This is a genomic window from Apilactobacillus micheneri (assembly GCF_006493595.1).
In the GTDB taxonomy this organism is placed as follows: domain Bacteria; phylum Bacillota; class Bacilli; order Lactobacillales; family Lactobacillaceae; genus Apilactobacillus; species Apilactobacillus micheneri.
Map to the genome: position 1 here is coordinate 247,336 of NZ_QUBI01000003.1, position 17,269 is coordinate 264,604.

The following is a 17,269-nucleotide window of genomic DNA, read 5'->3' on the forward strand; positions in this document are numbered from 1 at the left end:
TTTTTTATTTAGATTGAATATCAATAAATTTTTGTTGGTTGAAATCATATAACCCTTGATCAGTTAATTTAATTGTAGGAATAACTGGTAAGGTTAGGAAAGATAGGGTGATAAATGGATTGAAATTAATATCACCACTAATTTGTTTAAAAGCTTTAGTAATAGCGTTTAAGTCTTCACTAGCTAGTTGCCATGATTTATCTGACATTAATCCAGCGACTGAAAGTGGCATGACAGTGACCTCTTGATTATCATTAACGACTGCAATACCACCACCAACTTCAGTAATAGCTTGAATAGCACGATAAATGTTTTTATCAGATGTTCCAACGGCAACAATGTTGTGTGAATCATGAGCTACGGTGGTGGCAACAGCACCATGTTTAATATTGAAGCCATGGACTAATCCAATTCCAAAGGTACCTAAATTATGATGGCGTTCAACATCTACCATTTTTAAAATGTCATGGTCTAAATCAGCTTTGAAGATACCATTTTCAACTGGGACGGTCTTTTTTAAATGATCAGTTTCAATATGATTAGGTTGAATGCCAATTACATGACATTCTTGATTACTTTTTAATGGTAAAGCTAAATCATCTAATTTGATATTTTGATGAACGGTATTTTTGGTGAATTTGAGTGGGGTAGATTTGAAATTATTATCATTCATTAATTGTCCATCTTTAATTACTTTCTTTACATCCACTTTTTTCGGATCAGAAATTATTACAATATCAGCTTTGTATCCAGGAGCTAGGGCACCTAAATCATTAATTTTATGTGCTTTGGCTGCATTCAAACTAGCCATAACGTAAGCATCTTCAGGTTTAATACCATATTCAATTGCTAATTGAATATTAAAATTAATGCTACCTTCATTAATAATGGTGGTAATGAATTTATCATCAGTACAGAAAGAAAATTGGTCGATGTTATCTTTATTAACTGCTTGGATAGTGTTTTGTAAATCACGTTCCACGGTTCCTTCTCGTAGAAACATATTCATACCAACATCTAAACGATCATACATCTGATTTAAAGTAGTCGATTCATGGTCAGTTGAAATACCGACTTCTTTATATTCGCCTAATTGTTTGGCTGATAAACCAGCTCCATGACCATCAACTTGATAGCCATGGTTTATAGCGTCATTAATTTTGTTCATCATGTCTTGATCGCGATTGTGTACAGCAGGATAGTCCATGACCTCAGCTAGACCAATGACTGATGATTCTTTGTAAAGGGGATGTAATGCATCAGCATTTAAAGTTGCACCATTATGTTCAAAAGAAGTTGCTGGAACACTAGATGGTAACATGACAAAGACATCGAGTGGGGATTGTTTAGCATCATTAATCATATATTTGATGCCTTCAATTCCAGACACGTTCGCAATTTCGTGGGGATCAGTAACAACTGAAGTAACACCCATTGGGACAATGACTTTACCTAATTCAGATGGGGTAACTAGTGAACTTTCAATGTGTACATGTGAATCGATAAAACCAGGGACTAAATATTGACCTTCAGCATCAATTATTTTTTTGGCTTGATATTGATTTTCATTTTGTTCGATAATTTTTCCATTGTTAATGTATAAATCTTTTTGCTCGAATTGTTTCTTGAAGACATTTAAAACTTTTCCATTCTTAATTTCTAAATCAATTGTTTGCATTTTTGATAACCCCATCCTTTTTTTCTTACGAATAAAATTATCAAATATTATGAAACATTAACATTAATTTGTCAATATTTGTAATAGTTCGTTTTCTATGTTATCGGGGTAATAAAAAAGCTTTGCAAATTGCAAAGCTTTTTTGTAAAATTTATTAATTATTACCATTTTTACCTGTAGTATTGTTTGGTGTAGAAGGACCATCACTTAAATTCCAAGTTATAGTTCCCTTGTAATTACCAGAATCTGCTCTACCGGCACTTAAATTAATATTATTAAATAAATCAAACCAAGTACCAGCACCAGATTGATCTGCCGCAGACATTACAGTAACATTACCTCTGTTTGGATCAAGATTTATATTATCAGTCTTAACATTATTAGGGTCTCCTAATTTATTAGCATTATCACCATAAGCACCAAGGACGTTATTATTACTAAATTTTATATTTGCTCCATCTAGTTTATTTGAAGAATTAGTTGGATCTGTATCTGTCATTTCAGACATATTTGCTGATAAATTCCATCCCGTATGCTTTCCCCTGTAGTCTGATACTTGTGCATAATAACGATCAATATTATTATCGTTGTTATTATCTTTATTATCATTTAGCGTTACGTTTATATCTTTTCCTTCTAAGTTTTTATCAGTTTCACCAAAATTCAATGATGTCGGTACAGCATCAATTGTTAAATTTCCTGTGGCATTTGTTTGAAATATATTATGCAATTGAGGATTTTCTAATTTAATGCTTCTATTATCAGGATTTACAGGTGGGGTATTTGTTGAGCTATTATCTACTTTAAAATATGTGAATGTTTTTACACTATTGCCGTCGGTTGACATACCATTATTATTTTGGTCTTTGTTTTCACTTTTGCTTGATGTATTTGCATCATCAGCTTTTACATTACTACTATTCAATGCCAATGTACTACCAGCAAACATTGTTAAAGCAGCTGTACATAATAATAATTTTTTCATATTAAAATCTCCTTTTAGAAGTTAATGTTTATTTTTTAATTGTTATTCCATTATCGTTAACCTTAGGAGATATGTCCCAGGTAGCGGTACCAGTATATGTTCCAGATGGCATCACCCCCTTAGTGTAATTTAAAGTGATAGGGTATATTCCATATTTAATATATCCATTTTTTATATTATTAACCGTTCGATAATTAAATGAATTATTAGGATAAATAACATTTGGATTATTGTTTACTTTAAAATTAGCATTTTGTAATGATTGATTATTAGAATTTGTTAAATTTGATAATTTTAAATCTATGTTTAAATTTGGTTCATTAAATGAAGATATGCCGATATTATTATTTGTAATACTATTATTTGATAAATTTGAAGTGCCATCATTGGTTGAGGCATTATTAAAATTAAAAGTATTAGGTACATTTTTTAGTCTTAGGAGATGCAAAGATTGTTCAAGATTATCACTCATATCTTGTTTTTCAGAAATCAACTGATCCAAATGATATACTCCATTTAGTATTCCTATATTTCTTTTTGAATTATTATTCACCTGATTATTTAAAATATTGGAATCTTCTGGACTATTATTAAATAGATTATTTATCTTTTGCTTTAATATATCTGCACTATCATTCATTTCAGCAAGAACTTTATCTTTAACATCTTTAAATCTTAATGTTTGCGCTATCTGAAAAACATGATATACAGGAGCACTAATTTTTTTATTTTCATAATCATCACTACCAGATTTGTAATATAAATTTATTAAGGGATAATTTCCATCTTTGTCATAAGCATTTTCATTTATTATGTTAGATTTGAGATATAAACGCACATTTATTTGTCCACTATGATAATATTTTGTTGTGTCAAATCTACAAACATAAATTTTTCTTTTATTATATTTAATTATTTTAGTATTAGGTGATGTGAGAGATTGTGACTTTATTTTATGGTTTTCTTGTTTATAGGTGATAGTTGTGTTATCGCCGTCTACCATGTTCTCTGTATTATCATTATTAAATCTTAATCTATCATTTAACTCCATTTGGAAATTTACATATCTATCTTCTTGTTTGTTAGTATTTGAACCACCTTTGCTTCCATAAGAAAAATCTATATAATTTTCTTTACCATTATTAGTATTTTCATCTCCGGTAGAATTTACAATTACTTTATTTTTGTTATTAGTTCCAGAATCAACATAATCAGATTTAAAATTAGAACTACCAATTCCCTTATCTTCATCATCTTGTATTGCATAGTATCCTTTTTCTGGAAAAGAATAATTATTAAATACATTACCATCTTCATCAGCAAAAGCACTGATGCCAAACATACTTAATAAAAACAAAGGGATTAAAATACTAAAAGATAACTTTAATTTCTTCAATATTAGTCCCTCCTCGTTTTTATTCTCTATTACTTATCTTCTTCCTTATCATCTTTATTTCTACGTTTTAATAATAAATAAATTAATAAACCAATTAAAATTAATATAATAGCAATTAATGCAACTATGATAACCATTGCCCAAGGGAATGGTTTTTTATTTGTCACAATGTTATTTTGTGTATTATCAAAGTTTTGTTGAGTAACATGGATTGTTTTATGCCAATTCCATTTTTGCCCATCACTAGCGCTAGCATTTCCATCTAATGTGTAATCACCAGGAGATAAAGTTTCTTTTAATGGAGTGGACAAATCAAATTGACTAATAGGGGCAATTTGGCCCAAACTAGTAGAATTTTCAGCCACTTTTTTACCATTTGAATCTTTAATAGTTGAGTGTGTCTTTACACCGCTAATAAAATTACGTTTATCATTCTGAAGGGTGGTGACAATTGCAGGACTATAATTAGCAGGTGCTTGCTTTGCATCCACCATTTTTAAATCAGGAAAAACATTACCCGATTGATTTCTCAATAAAACAGCAGTGGAGTAAACAAACTTATTGTTGATGCTAACTCCCTTATTATTGTTACTATTTTGTTGATAGTATCGATCATCTTTGTAAACTGAAATACCGCCCATCATAATTCCCTTGAAATCTTCTTTAGGCATCGATAAATCAAAGGTTACTACTTTAGAACTTTTACCAGGCATAGTAATGGCTTGATTAGCATTCCCATCAATTAGTTCTGAAATCTTAGGTGATCCAATTAGTTTTTGTTTACTTTGTGTGTAATCAATAGCTAAACCATTACTAGTCGTTGCATCATTAACCGAAACAATAAAATGTTGGGTAACACTAGAACTATTTTTCACTTTGACTTGAAGTTGTTGAGTTTGTCCCGGCTTGTATAAAGCATCAATATAACTAGTTGATTTGCTTATTTGATTGCTAGGGTGAACTGCTTCCATAGTAAATGGAATTTCGGGATTACTGTTTGCTGCATTTGCAGAAGTTGTATAAGTTAAACTTCCAATTATTATTGTAAAAAATATTAAGAATAATTTTCGTATTTTCATAATTATGTATTACGCTCCTTTATTTATGATTTATTAAATATATTATTATGTGAATATTACCTAAATGTAACAATTCCTTTACATTATAAAATTCATGATAATGATTTTGAAACAATATGCTCAACATTAGTAATTCTTCGGATGATTTACTGTATTTATTTAATTCTTTTAATATATTTTTTAGGTGGTGCTAAAAAAATCATTCCCACACCTTAAATAGTATGTTATAATTTCTAATGGTCTTATAGAGAAACTATAAGAACGCAGAAAGGATGATTTATTTTGGGTGAAAACTCTTCACACGAAAAGAAGGGCTTTGTACAATATGCAAACGGTCCTTCTCTAGATGAAATAAACGGAAAAATTTCCGTACCTAAGAATATGGGATTCTGGAAGACATTATTTGCATATTCTGGACCTGGTGCTTTAGTTGCCGTTGGTTATATGGATCCAGGTAACTGGGCTACTTCAATTACTGGTGGTCAAAACTTTGGGTACCTATTAATGTCTGTTATCTTAATTTCAAGTTTGATTGCGATGTTATTACAATATATGGCAGCTAAACTTGGAATCGTGAGTCAGATGGATTTAGCTCAAGCTATTCGTGCAAGAACTAGTAAAACACTAGGAATTGTATTATGGATTATGACTGAATTTGCTATTATGGCTACTGATATTGCCGAAGTTATTGGTGGAGCGATTGCTTTATATCTATTATTTAATATTCCACTAATCTTTGCGGTATTCTTGACCGTATTTGATGTTTTGATATTGCTATTATTAACTAAAATTGGTTTTAGAAAGATTGAAGCAATTGTTGTTTGTTTAATCGTTGTTATTCTACTAGTTTTCGTATATCAAGTAGTTCTATCACATCCTGATTGGGCTGGTGCTCTTAAAGGATTACTTCCAGTTCCTGAAACTATTTCAACTGGTCATGAAGTTGCTGGTATGACTCCACTATCAGGTGCTTTAGGTATTATTGGTGCGACTGTTATGCCACATAATTTATACTTACATTCAGCTATTTCACAAACTCGTAAGATTGATCATAATGATGAAGAAGATGTTGCTAGAACTATTCGTTTTACAACATGGGACTCAAATGTTCAACTAACATTTGCTTTCTTTGTTAACGCTTTACTATTAATCATGGGTGTTGCGGTATTTAAATCAGGTGCTGTTCAAGATACTTCATTCTTTGGTTTATTTGATGCTTTAAATAACACTAAGATGTTATCTAATCCAATTTTGATTAGTGTTGCTAAATCAGGTATTTTATCAACATTATTTGCGGTTGCTTTACTAGCTTCTGGTCAAAACTCTACTATTACTGGTACTTTAACTGGTCAAGTTATTATGGAAGGTTTCATTAATTTGAAGGTTCCATTATGGGCACGTCGTTTAATTACTCGTTTAATTTCTGTTATCCCAGTTTTAATTTGTGTATCAATGACCGCTGGTGAATCAACATTAAAACAACATGCTGCTATTAATGATTTAATTGAAAATTCACAAATTTTCTTGGCTTTTGCTTTGCCATTCTCAATGCTTCCATTATTGATGATGACTAACAGTAAGTTTGAAATGGGTAAGAAATTTGCTAATACTATGTGGGTTAAAGTTTGTGGATGGATTTCAGTTCTAACATTAACTTTCTTAAACTTATATAATATGAAAGATTCTATTTCAGGATTTTATGGTGATAACCCAACTGCTGCACAAGATCAACAAGCGGGAATTATTGCTTGGATTGTCAATATCTTAATTGTGTTACTATTAATTTGGACATTAACTGAATTACATCGTGGTAACAAGAGATTCATTAATGCTCATCCTGAATTAAAAGACTAATTCTGTAAAATAATATTAATAGAATAGAAGGCTTAATTATGAAAAACATGAATATGGATATTAACTTTAAAAATATTCTAGTTGCAGTTGATGATTCTGATGATGCCATTTTAGCCTTTAAGTATGCTATTGCACGTGCTAAGGAAGAAAATGCTAAGTTAACTATCGTTTCTGTTCTTGAAGATGAAGATATTAATATTTACCAAGCATTATCTGGAAAGTATGTTCATGGTAAATATGAAGATCTAGAAGAGCATATTAAAAAGTATGAAGAAACAGCTAAAACTGCTGGTGTTAAAGATGTAGATGTTATTGCATCACAAGGTGAAGCTGGAGAAACTATCGTTAAGGATGTTATCCCTAAAGTAAATCCTGATTTATTAATTGTTGGATCAGAATCTAAAAAGGGACTATCCAGACACTTTGGTAGTCAAGCTGCTTACATGGCTAAATATTCACCTGTATCAGTTATGGTTATCAGATAAAATTATATTTAAAGCTAATTAAATTATTAACTACTACAAAAAATAACCGCTAAGATTTTAATCTTAGCGGTTATTTTTATGCTTCATTATTTAAATTTAGATAATATCTGGTCATCGTTAGCGATGTATATGGAGTTACATAAATTGCAGCAATGCCAAATGTAACCATCACAACTAACCACCAACCAATGAAACTTAATTGTAAGACAAAGTATTCAAATTTATGACCGTCCATTAATTGACGACTCTTAGTAATAGCTTCTAATACTCCAATTGGATTGCCATTCTTTGCAGCATCACGATATATGTATACTGCTTGTGAATACGAACAACCTTTAATAAATCCAGGGAAGAAAAGTAAACATGACCATAATGTAATGAAAATAACTGACATTATGAATACTCCGATTGTTCCCCAAAACACTCTTTGACTGGATAAAATATTGAATGATTTAGAGAATCCATTTTCAAAATCACTTCTATTGCGCCATGCGTCTAATAAATTAAATTGTGTACTGTAAGCAAATATAACTGTTACAAGTCCAAAGAGACCTGTGGATAAAAATAAGTTTCCATTATATGTTGTTTGTAACACACCATCAACAACAGAAAAAGATTCAGCATTTTGGTTACTCATGCTTGTTAATATTTCCATAATAAAATATGGAATGAATAAGGTGAAGAAGAAGCCAAAATGTTGACTTAACATTTGATTAGCTTCCATTTTTAACTGTGAACGATCCAATTAAAGACCTCCTTATATGTTTTTCTTCATTATACTATATGTAAAAAACTCTTTAAGTAATTTACTTAAAGAGTTTTTTTATTTTTATAAGTTTTTCCAAGCTTCATGCCCAATTGAAGGGAATAAATGAACATTACGTTCAATTTCTTCTTCATTCATATGCATATTGACGGCAGGGACAAGGGTGTCGATAGTGTTATCAGCATCATCAGAAATTTCTGTAAAACCAACTAGACGATGTTCTTTATCAAAGACGTATGCATTTTCAGCAATCTTAGCTTTAGTGGCTTGTCTAAACCAGCTGTCAGCCATATCATGTTTTTCAACAGTGTAGTTATCACTTTGTTCAGCATCATCCACTGTCACACCCATTTGACTAATTCTTGGTGAGGTAAATACTACTGAAGGAATTGCTGGAAAATCAATAGCCTTATCAGTTTCACCGGAGAAGAGATGATTTAAATATTGCGATTCAAAAGTAGCAGTAGGGGTTAATTTAGGTTGACCAGTAGCTGCTACATCACCAGATGCATAAATGTTATCAACGGAAGTTTGTAAGTGATCATTTACGATGATTCCTTTTCTTTCATCATATTTAACACCGACATCTTCTAATCCCATGTTATGAACCATTGGAATACGACCAGAAGCATCTAAAATCCATGCAACATTTAATTCTTTTTTATCACCATAGTTAACAATATAATTGTCGCCATCGCGATTAAAAGCATGAATGTCAGCATTTTGAATGAAATTAATTCCGGATGCTTTCATTTCATTAATAACTTTTTCTACATATGGTTGGTAAAATCCACGAAGGGCTTTATCACTATGCATTAGCATTGTGACATCACAACCAGCTTCATTAGCCATAGTAGCAAATTCCATTGCAATATATCCAGTTCCTACAATTGCCATGGATTTAGGCATTTCATCTAAGTTTAAGAAATCTTTAGAATCATGAGATAGTTCAGTATTTTCAACGTTTACTTTATGAGGGGTTAAACCAGTAGCGATAACAATTTTATCTGCAGTTACGTGTTCACCATTAATTTCTAATGTATGTGCATCAGCAAATTTAGCGAAGCCATGAATGACATCCATCCCTAGTGATTTCATAGTAGCTTCACGATCAACTTTAATGTTATCGATTCCAGCATGCTTATTTTGCATGTTAGCATGCCAATTAATCTTAGTATTACCTTCAACAATACTATTCATTCGACGTTGTTTTTGAGCTAAAGTAATTGGTAAATCTAAAGTAATTTTGGCATTACATCCCCAATTAGGGCAAGTTCCACCAACTGCATCAGCTTCAACAAAGGCAATCTTAAATCCTTTTTTGCATAACTTTTTGGCTCCATCAAAAGCAGCGTGACCAGAACCAATATAAATGACATCATAATCATATTTATTATTTTTCATAAGAACTCCTCCTATATGTACTGTTCATAAATAAATTTAATATAGTACTTCTGAATAAACAAACAATTACACTTGGGTAAATAAAAAATTCCAGTTTCCTGGAATTTTTTATTTTTATAGATAATAGATATAGATATACTTGTTTTTAATTTAAAATTAGATACTTTGCCATGCATCGCTTCCAATGGATGGGAATAAGTGAACTAATCGACCAATTTGTTTTTGATCTAGTTTTAGAGCAACGGCAGGCAAGATTGAATCGATTACAGAATCAGCTTGGTCTGAAACTTCAGTAGCACCTACCAAGTGATGTTCTTTATCAAAGACATATGCACGTTTTGCAATTTGTTCTTTGGTAATAGCACGATACCAATCTTTAGTCATATCAGTTTCTTCAACTGTGTATTCGTCACTATCCTTAGCTTCATCCACTGAAACTCCCACTTCTGCAATACGTGGAGTTGTAAAGACAACTGATGGAATTGCAGGGAAGTCAATGGCATCTTTAGTTTCACCTGAGAATAAGCTGGTTAGATATTTAGATTCAAACATAGCAGTAGGAGTTAACTTAGGTTGACCAGTATCAGCAACATCACCAGAAGCATAGATGTTATCAACATCGGTTGCTAAATGATCGTTAACTTTGATACCTTTGTTATCATATTTGATACCTAATTCATCTAAGCCAATATTTTCGACGTTTGGAATTCTACCAGTAGCATCTAAGATATAATCAGTACGAACATCTTCATCTGCTAGTTGCACAGCAGTTACACAATCGTCTTTTTGAACAAAACCTTTAATGTCAGCATTCTTGATGAAACGAACACCTTTATCTTCTAGGTCTTTCATAACCATATCAACATATTCTTGGTTGAATTGACGAAGGGCTTTATCACCATGCATTAAGACAGTTACTTGAGCACCAGCAGCATTGGCGATAGTAGCAAATTCCATTGCGATATATCCAGCACCAATAACAGTTACGTGCTTAGGCATTTCATCTAAGTTTAAGAAATCTTTAGAGTCATGTGCTAATTCTTTACCTTCAACATCTAAACGGTGTGGACGTAAACCAGTAGCGATAACAATTTTGTCTGCAGAATAGCTATTGTCACCCACAGTTACAGTATGATTATCACTTAATTTAGCAAAACCATGAATTAATTTAATGTTTAATGATTCAATTAAGCCAGAAATAGCATCAGGCAATCCATCAATTACTTTATGTTTATTTGCCATATTTTCTTTCCAGTTAATTGAAGTATCACCATTAATGATATTTTGTAATCTCTTTTGAGTTTCAGTTAATTGAACTGGAATGTCTAAAGCGATTTTGGCGTTACATCCCCAGTTAGGGCAAGTTCCACCAACTTTATCTGCTTCAACGACTGCAATTTTGAATCCTTTTTGTGCCAATGGAATAGCACCATCAAAAGTACCATGACCAGCACCAATGTATAAAACATCGTAATCGTATTTATCAGCCATTTAAAATCATTCCTAACTTTTTATATATTATTTTCAATTTCTATATTTAGAATAGACTGCTTAATTTAATAATTCAAACATTTTGTCTCAGATTGTTTAGTACACAACTTAAATGAGTCAATATTTATATCAATATGTATGTTTATGATATATAATATTATCTGATATTTATTAAATGAAAGAGGGATTATTATGAGTAAAAAAGTAGCTTTTGTTACTGGTAGTGGCCAAGGCATTGGTAAAGCAATTGCCCAACGACTATCCAAAGATGGTTTTGCAATCGCAATTGCAAATTTAACTGAGGAAAAGGGTAAAAAAGTAGCCGATGAAATCAATAATGATGGTGGAGAAGCAATCTTTGTTCAAGTGGATGTATCTGATCGTGATCAAATGTTTAATGCAATGAATGAAACAGTTAAACATTTTGGTGATTTAAATGTAGTTGTTAATAATGCAGGTGTTGGTCCAACCACTCCAATTGATACAATTACTCCTGATCAATTTGATTTTGTATACAAGACTAATGTTTCATCTGTTATTTGGGGTACTCAATCCGCTAAACAACAATTTGAAAAGTTAGGTCATGGCGGAAAGATTATTAACGCTACTTCACAAGCTGGAGTTGTTGGTAATCCTAATTTAGCATTGTACAGTGGTAGTAAATTTGCTATTCGTGGCATTACTCAATCAACTGCTCGTGATTTAGCTCCATTGGACATTACTGTAAATGCATTTGCACCAGGAATTGTTAAAACACCAATGATGATGGATATCGCTCATCAAGTTGCGCAAAATGCTAACAAAGATGATGAATGGGGGATGAAGACATTCTCTAAAGACATTGCTTTAGGTCGTCTTGCTGAATCCTCAGATATTGCTAACGGAGTGGCTTTCTTAGCAGGAAAAGATTCCGATTACATTACTGGTCAAACCCTTGAATTAGATGGTGGAATGCAATTCCATTAATATATAAATTAAAATAAAAAGGAGCACGCATAATTATGCGTGCTCCTTTTTTTGTGAGATATAATAAAAACAATATTAATAAAAAAGTACTCCAAAAATTAAATCTTCAAAGTACTTTGGTTAGTGAGCTGTGATGCTTCGAACACCATCTTCTCAGCAAAGGACTGAGTGCTTTTTACCTTAAGCTAACAGCTCATAATATTGAATTAATTTATTGACTACCAATCAACAATTTATATTAAACCATAATATTAATTTTAATGCAACAAAATTTGGCATTTTTTTCTAAATTTAGATATACTTTGTCTACACATACATATTTAGGAGGCTTTAAAATGATGTTTTTTGTTTATTTAATTTTATTTGTAATAATTTTATTTTTAGTATCCACATTTACGACTATTTGGATTCTACATCGTCAAAATAAGAAACGTAAATAGCTTTATATCAACACTCTAGCTCAATCTATATTTAGACATATAAATTTTATTTATAATGAACACATTTTTTGACTATATCTTATACAATGTTTTATAGTTTGATGTCGTTAAATAAATTTAAGAGTAAAATTTTATATAAATTATAGGAGGGGTTATACATGGGTGTATTTTTTACATCAATTCAAAGTGTCCTAGTGGTTGTACTAATCATGATTTTAGGTTATGTACTTCGTAAAACAGGATGGTTTGCCGATACATTTAGCAAAAATATTTCTAAGTTAATTAAAAATATTGCGCTACCTGCTTCAATCTTTGTTGCAGTGTTAAATAAGCTAACTCGTGATAAGCTAGTTGGCTTTAGTAGTTATTTAATCTGGGGAATTATTTCAGTAGTAATTGGCTATATTATTGCGTTTGCACTTGTTAAAATCATGAAGATCAGAGTTGGTCGTCGTGGAGTATTTATTAATGCCATTGTAAATGCCAATACTATTTTCATTGGATTACCATTAAACTTAGCTTTATTCGGTGACAATTCAATGACATATTTCTTGGTTTACTACATTATTAATACCGTTTCTACATGGGCCTTTGGGGTCTTCTTAATTAGTAATGATGATCCTACTAAGAAGGATCAACCAAAAGAACATCACAAGATTAATTGGAAACAAGTTCTTCCAATGCCACTTGTTGGTTTCTTAGTTGCATTAATTTTCTTACTATTAAACATCCCAATTCTAAAAGTTCCATTTATTTCACAAACATTATCATATGTTGGTGGATTAGTTACTCCATTATCATTGATTTATATTGGAATTGTTTTAGCCGATGCTGGCTTGAAGAGCATTTCATTTGATCGTGATACAGTTGTAGCCTTGATTGGTCGTTTTATTTTAGCACCAGTTGTTATGATTGGAATCTTAATGGTCGCTATGCATGGTGGAGTATCATTACCATCAATGTTCAACCAAACTATGATTGTTCAATCAGCTACTCCAATGTTAGCTGTATTACCAATCTTAGCTGCTGAAGCTCATGGTGATGTAAAATATGCTACTAACATTGTTACTACATCAACTATTTTATTCATTGTTGTTATTCCTATTTTAATGACAATTGTGCAATACATTTAGTTAATAAAGAGTTGTCAATTAATTGGCAGCTCTTTTTTGTTGGATTGACAATGTTTGTGGGGTAGAATAAAATTTTAGTTAAGCTTAATTTGCATACGAAGAAGGAATTTATATGTTTGAAAAATTATGTTATGTATTAATCTCAATCGCTATTATTATTACAATTGCAGTTTATATTATTTGTTATTAAAAAGAGGTAATATTTTGAAATTATTAAATAAAAAGAAAATTGCATTAATTTTGTCTTGTTTTTTAACTACTCTTATTTTAATTTCTTGTGGGAAAGCAACAGCTAAAAATAATATAAAAAATGGTCATTTTAATATTGATGAACGAGTTGAAGCCAAGTTACAAAAGATTGATTGGCGAAAACCTTCTGAAAAGATCCCTTATCCTAATATGAATCCAAAAAAGAAAAATTGGTTATTGGTTTCTAGCGAACATCAACGTGTTTATGTAATGACCCCTAAAAATAAGCTTCTATATACAATGTATTGTTCTACTGGCAGTGGCAATAGTGCAACTCCTAAGGGTACTTATCATATTCAAGCTGAACGTGGCAATCATTTTTACAATGCCAGTTCAGGAGAAGGTGCTAACTACTGGACTTCTTGGAAAGATCATGGAATTTACTTGTTCCATAGTGTTCCTGTTGATAAAAATGGTAAGTATTTAATGAAGGATGCTCATGAATTGGGTAAAAAGGCTAATTCACATGGTTGCATTCGTTTGTCAGTACCAGATGCTAAATGGATTAATCAACATGTTCCATTTGGAACTAAGGTTGTTATTAAATAAAAAAATGTCGATACGATTTATTCGTACCGACATTTTTTGTTTTAAGGTAAAGTAATAACAATGGCTAAAATCAAAATCATTATAATAGCTATAATTAAAATTGGAATTATATTTTTAGTAATCAGTTTATGCTGTTTGTAATATAAAAATCCAAGTAATAAAAGCATGGCAATCACTCCGATTGCATACATAACGATTAATTTGATTTGAACTGAGAAATCACTAGCCATCATGTTTTAACCACCTTTATTATTTAATTAGTAATTGATATGCATATCTAGCAGTCCAAGGATGTCCATTTTCACGCATGTGGATGATACCACGCTTTTCAAAACCGTTGGATGTGATTACATGTTGCATTGCCATATTTTCGGGATGAGTATCGATTCTTACATCTTTAAATCCTAAGACAGTGGAAACTGTAATTAAACCGCTCACTAATTTTTGTGAAAGATGTTGTCCACGGAATTTATTTGAAATTGCTACACGATGAATTGCTGCATAATGAGCTTCAGACCCATTTACCCATTCACCATCTTCAATTTTTAAGTAATTAGGATCAATTCCTTGATGGATAGTTGCGGTTCCAGCAATATTACCATCAGTTACTAGTACATAATTGATTCCGTCTGCAATATCTTTTTTCAAGTCATCATCAGCAGGATAACCATGTTGCCATTGGTCAATTCCTTGTTCACCTAAATATGCAATAGCTGAATGGATAATGTCCAAAATTTCTGGTAAATCCTTTTCTGTTGATTTTCTTAAGTATGTTGCGGGCATTTTAACACTTCCTTTTGGATTAATTATTAATTTATAAAAACCATAACTTAAGAGTATATATATAATCGTTGTTAAATGCAACGAATAAAAAATCTCTCATACAATATAGGATACAACAAATCGATATTTGTTCCACGTGATTTGTTTTATAATAATGTAATTTTCATTGCCATGCCCATGCCACCACCAATACAAATAGTAGCTAAACCATTTTTCTTATTAGTACGTTTTAAGTTATATATTAACGTTCCAATAATTCTAGCTCCTGAATCACCAAGAGGATGTCCCATTGAAATAGCACCACCAGAAATGTTCAATTTGTTTTTATCGATATTGTAATTTTTGGCCACTGCTAATACTTGTGCTGCAAATGCTTCATTAAGTTCTACTAAATCAATGTCATCCATACTAATGTTCATTTTAGTGAATAATTTTTTAGTAGCATCATATGGTGCATAACCCATGTAATCTGGATCACATCCAGTTTCTGCGTAATCATCAATTGCAGCTAAGGGTTTAATGCCTCTTTTTTCGGCTTCGGATGCACTCATTAAAACAAGTGCAGATGCACCGTCATTTAAACTAGCTGCGTTCCCTGCAGTGACAGATCCTTCTTTGGTAAATGCAGGTTTTAATTTTCCCAAAGCTTCCATATTAGTATCTGGTCTAACTGTTTCATCATCTTTAAATATGAAGCTACCTTTACGACTCTTTATCTCAATAGGAACAATTTCCTCATTAAGATAATCATTTTTCTGAGCATTTAAAGCACGCATATGTGATTCATATGCCCATTTATCTTGTTCTTCTCTATTAATATTATATTTTTTAGCTACATTTTCTGCAGTCATTCCCATTGGTTGTTTGTTAAAAGCATCCATTAAAGCATCATTATATATAGAATCAATTAATGAAACATTGCCAAACTTCTTGCCTTTTCTCATGTTCATGTTTAAGAAGGGAGCATTGGACATGCTTTCGACGCCACCAGCAACAACTATGTTTGCATCACCCATAGCAATGGCTGCTTGGGCATTACGTACAGCTTTTAATCCAGAACCACAAACTTGATTAACAGTGTTGGCTGTACTTGAGTAGGGGATGCCAGAGTTTATTTCGATTTGTCTAGAAATATTTTGACCAGCCCCAGATTGTAGAACATTACCAAAGATAACTTGATCGACATTATCATTATTTATTTTTGCTTGTTTGATTGCTTCTTTAGTTACAATTGTTCCCAATTCAACTGATGAAAAATTTTTAAGCGCACCATTTATTTTCCCAATTGGGGTTCTCTTCGCTGCTACAATAACTACTTTTTCCAATATAATTTTCTCCTTTTAATTAATTTATTTTTCATTATAAAGGTTATGATTTGTTTTTTGTTGAAATTTAATCATTTTTTAAATTTATTGTTGACGTTGATATTAATTATTGATATTATTATTTCTGTTGTCATTTTTGATAACGGTGGCAAAAAAATAATTATAAAAAGTTGTTGACGTTGTTTTACAGCTTTGGTATTATTGTAATTGTCGTTGAAAAAGACAAGTTAGTTATTGAAAAATAATTATAAAAAGTTATTGACTTTCACTTGTTAAGATGGCATAATAATTAATGTTGCGTTGTTGATATGACAAAAAGCAACAAATTAATTCAAAATTTAATTATAAAAATTTGTTGACATTAAGTTGATAACCTGATATAATTAAAGAGCTGCTTATTGAAAGCAGCTAACTGATAAGTAGATCTTTGAAAACTGAACAAGATTGATAATCGATGATGTGTAAGGATTCTTATGATTTAGATCATAAGGAATTAAACATTGCGAAGTCAATTCGCTTATAAAAAACAATTAATTTGATGAGCTAGTTAAAAGCTTTTCATCTATAAGATGAGAGTTTGATCCTGGCTCAGGACGAACGCTGGCGGCGTGCCTAATACATGCAAGTCGAACGAGTCCTCCCAATTTGATTTTATGCTTGCATAAATGATTTTTGGATTCGGGACG

The 17,269-nt window shown here is 31.4% G+C and carries 15 protein-coding genes and 1 rRNA gene; 6 read left to right on the forward strand and 10 right to left on the reverse strand.

What is annotated here, in order from left to right; translation table 11 throughout:
- Window positions 1-4 precede the first annotated feature (4 nt).
- From ade to DY123_RS05030, 4 genes are all read right to left on the reverse strand, one after another.
- The gene (gene ade / locus DY123_RS05015) at window positions 5-1,678 is read right to left on the reverse strand and encodes an adenine deaminase (protein ID WP_140934537.1); all 1,674 of its coding nucleotides are present in this window, start codon (window positions 1,676-1,678) and stop codon (window positions 5-7) included.
- Window positions 1,679-1,832: 154 nt separating this feature from the next.
- Complete coding sequence (locus DY123_RS05020; protein ID WP_140934538.1) at window positions 1,833-2,663, reverse strand: WxL domain-containing protein; 831 nt, start codon at window positions 2,661-2,663, stop codon at window positions 1,833-1,835.
- A gap of 28 nt (window positions 2,664-2,691) precedes the next feature.
- Window positions 2,692-4,059, reverse strand: coding sequence for a hypothetical protein (locus DY123_RS05025; protein WP_140934539.1), 1,368 nt, complete (start codon window positions 4,057-4,059; stop codon window positions 2,692-2,694).
- Window positions 4,060-4,088: 29 nt separating this feature from the next.
- Entirely contained in the window at window positions 4,089-5,138 is a 1,050-nt protein-coding gene (locus DY123_RS05030) for a DUF916 domain-containing protein (RefSeq protein ID WP_140936426.1), read from the reverse strand.
- A gap of 282 nt (window positions 5,139-5,420) precedes the next feature.
- Between DY123_RS05030 and DY123_RS05035 the strand changes: the two genes are divergently transcribed.
- The gene (locus tag DY123_RS05035; protein ID WP_140934541.1) at window positions 5,421-6,992 is read left to right on the forward strand and encodes an Nramp family divalent metal transporter; all 1,572 of its coding nucleotides are present in this window, start codon (window positions 5,421-5,423) and stop codon (window positions 6,990-6,992) included.
- 53 nt (window positions 6,993-7,045) lie between these two features.
- On the forward strand, window positions 7,046-7,477 hold the full coding sequence (locus tag DY123_RS05040; protein WP_108983164.1) for a universal stress protein: 432 nt from the start codon (window positions 7,046-7,048) through the stop codon (window positions 7,475-7,477).
- Between the two features lie 76 nt (window positions 7,478-7,553).
- On the opposite strand, the gene DY123_RS05045 is transcribed toward DY123_RS05040, so the two are convergent.
- The 3 genes from DY123_RS05045 to DY123_RS05055 form a co-directional block, all read right to left on the reverse strand.
- Window positions 7,554-8,222: a DUF975 family protein gene (locus DY123_RS05045; protein ID WP_140934542.1), complete on the reverse strand. Its 669-nt coding sequence runs from the start codon at window positions 8,220-8,222 to the stop codon at window positions 7,554-7,556.
- 84 nt (window positions 8,223-8,306) lie between these two features.
- The gene (locus tag DY123_RS05050) at window positions 8,307-9,647 is read right to left on the reverse strand and encodes a dihydrolipoyl dehydrogenase family protein (RefSeq protein WP_140934543.1); all 1,341 of its coding nucleotides are present in this window, start codon (window positions 9,645-9,647) and stop codon (window positions 8,307-8,309) included.
- A gap of 156 nt (window positions 9,648-9,803) precedes the next feature.
- Window positions 9,804-11,138 (reverse strand): dihydrolipoyl dehydrogenase family protein, encoded by a 1,335-nt coding sequence (locus tag DY123_RS05055; RefSeq protein WP_140934544.1) that lies wholly within the window; start codon window positions 11,136-11,138, stop codon window positions 9,804-9,806.
- Window positions 11,139-11,330: 192 nt separating this feature from the next.
- Between DY123_RS05055 and DY123_RS05060 the strand changes: the two genes are divergently transcribed.
- The 3 genes from DY123_RS05060 to DY123_RS05070 all read left to right on the forward strand — a co-directional run bounded on the left by DY123_RS05060 (window position 11,331) and on the right by DY123_RS05070 (window position 14,475).
- A complete protein-coding gene (locus DY123_RS05060) occupies window positions 11,331-12,104 on the forward strand; it encodes a (S)-acetoin forming diacetyl reductase (RefSeq protein WP_140936256.1) in 774 nt (257 codons plus the stop codon).
- A 598-nt stretch (window positions 12,105-12,702) separates the two neighbouring features.
- The gene (locus DY123_RS05065; protein WP_108983216.1) at window positions 12,703-13,677 is read left to right on the forward strand and encodes an AEC family transporter; all 975 of its coding nucleotides are present in this window, start codon (window positions 12,703-12,705) and stop codon (window positions 13,675-13,677) included.
- A gap of 204 nt (window positions 13,678-13,881) precedes the next feature.
- Complete coding sequence (locus DY123_RS05070) at window positions 13,882-14,475, forward strand: L,D-transpeptidase (RefSeq protein ID WP_225426757.1); 594 nt, start codon at window positions 13,882-13,884, stop codon at window positions 14,473-14,475.
- A gap of 41 nt (window positions 14,476-14,516) precedes the next feature.
- On the opposite strand, the gene DY123_RS05075 is transcribed toward DY123_RS05070, so the two are convergent.
- From DY123_RS05075 to DY123_RS05085, 3 genes are all read right to left on the reverse strand, one after another.
- Window positions 14,517-14,708 carry a hypothetical protein gene (locus DY123_RS05075; RefSeq protein WP_108983218.1) on the reverse strand — a complete coding sequence of 64 codons (192 nt, stop codon included), beginning with the start codon at window positions 14,706-14,708 and terminating at the stop codon, window positions 14,517-14,519.
- A 16-nt stretch (window positions 14,709-14,724) separates the two neighbouring features.
- Window positions 14,725-15,258, reverse strand: a complete 534-nt coding sequence (locus tag DY123_RS05080) for a GNAT family N-acetyltransferase (RefSeq protein WP_108983219.1) — start codon at window positions 15,256-15,258, stop codon at window positions 14,725-14,727.
- A gap of 146 nt (window positions 15,259-15,404) precedes the next feature.
- Window positions 15,405-16,583 (reverse strand): thiolase family protein, encoded by a 1,179-nt coding sequence (locus tag DY123_RS05085; protein WP_140936257.1) that lies wholly within the window; start codon window positions 16,581-16,583, stop codon window positions 15,405-15,407.
- Window positions 16,584-17,148: 565 nt separating this feature from the next.
- Here DY123_RS05085 and DY123_RS07650 point away from each other — a divergent pair.
- A 16S ribosomal RNA gene (locus DY123_RS07650) occupies window positions 17,149-17,269 on the forward strand; the annotation flags it as partial.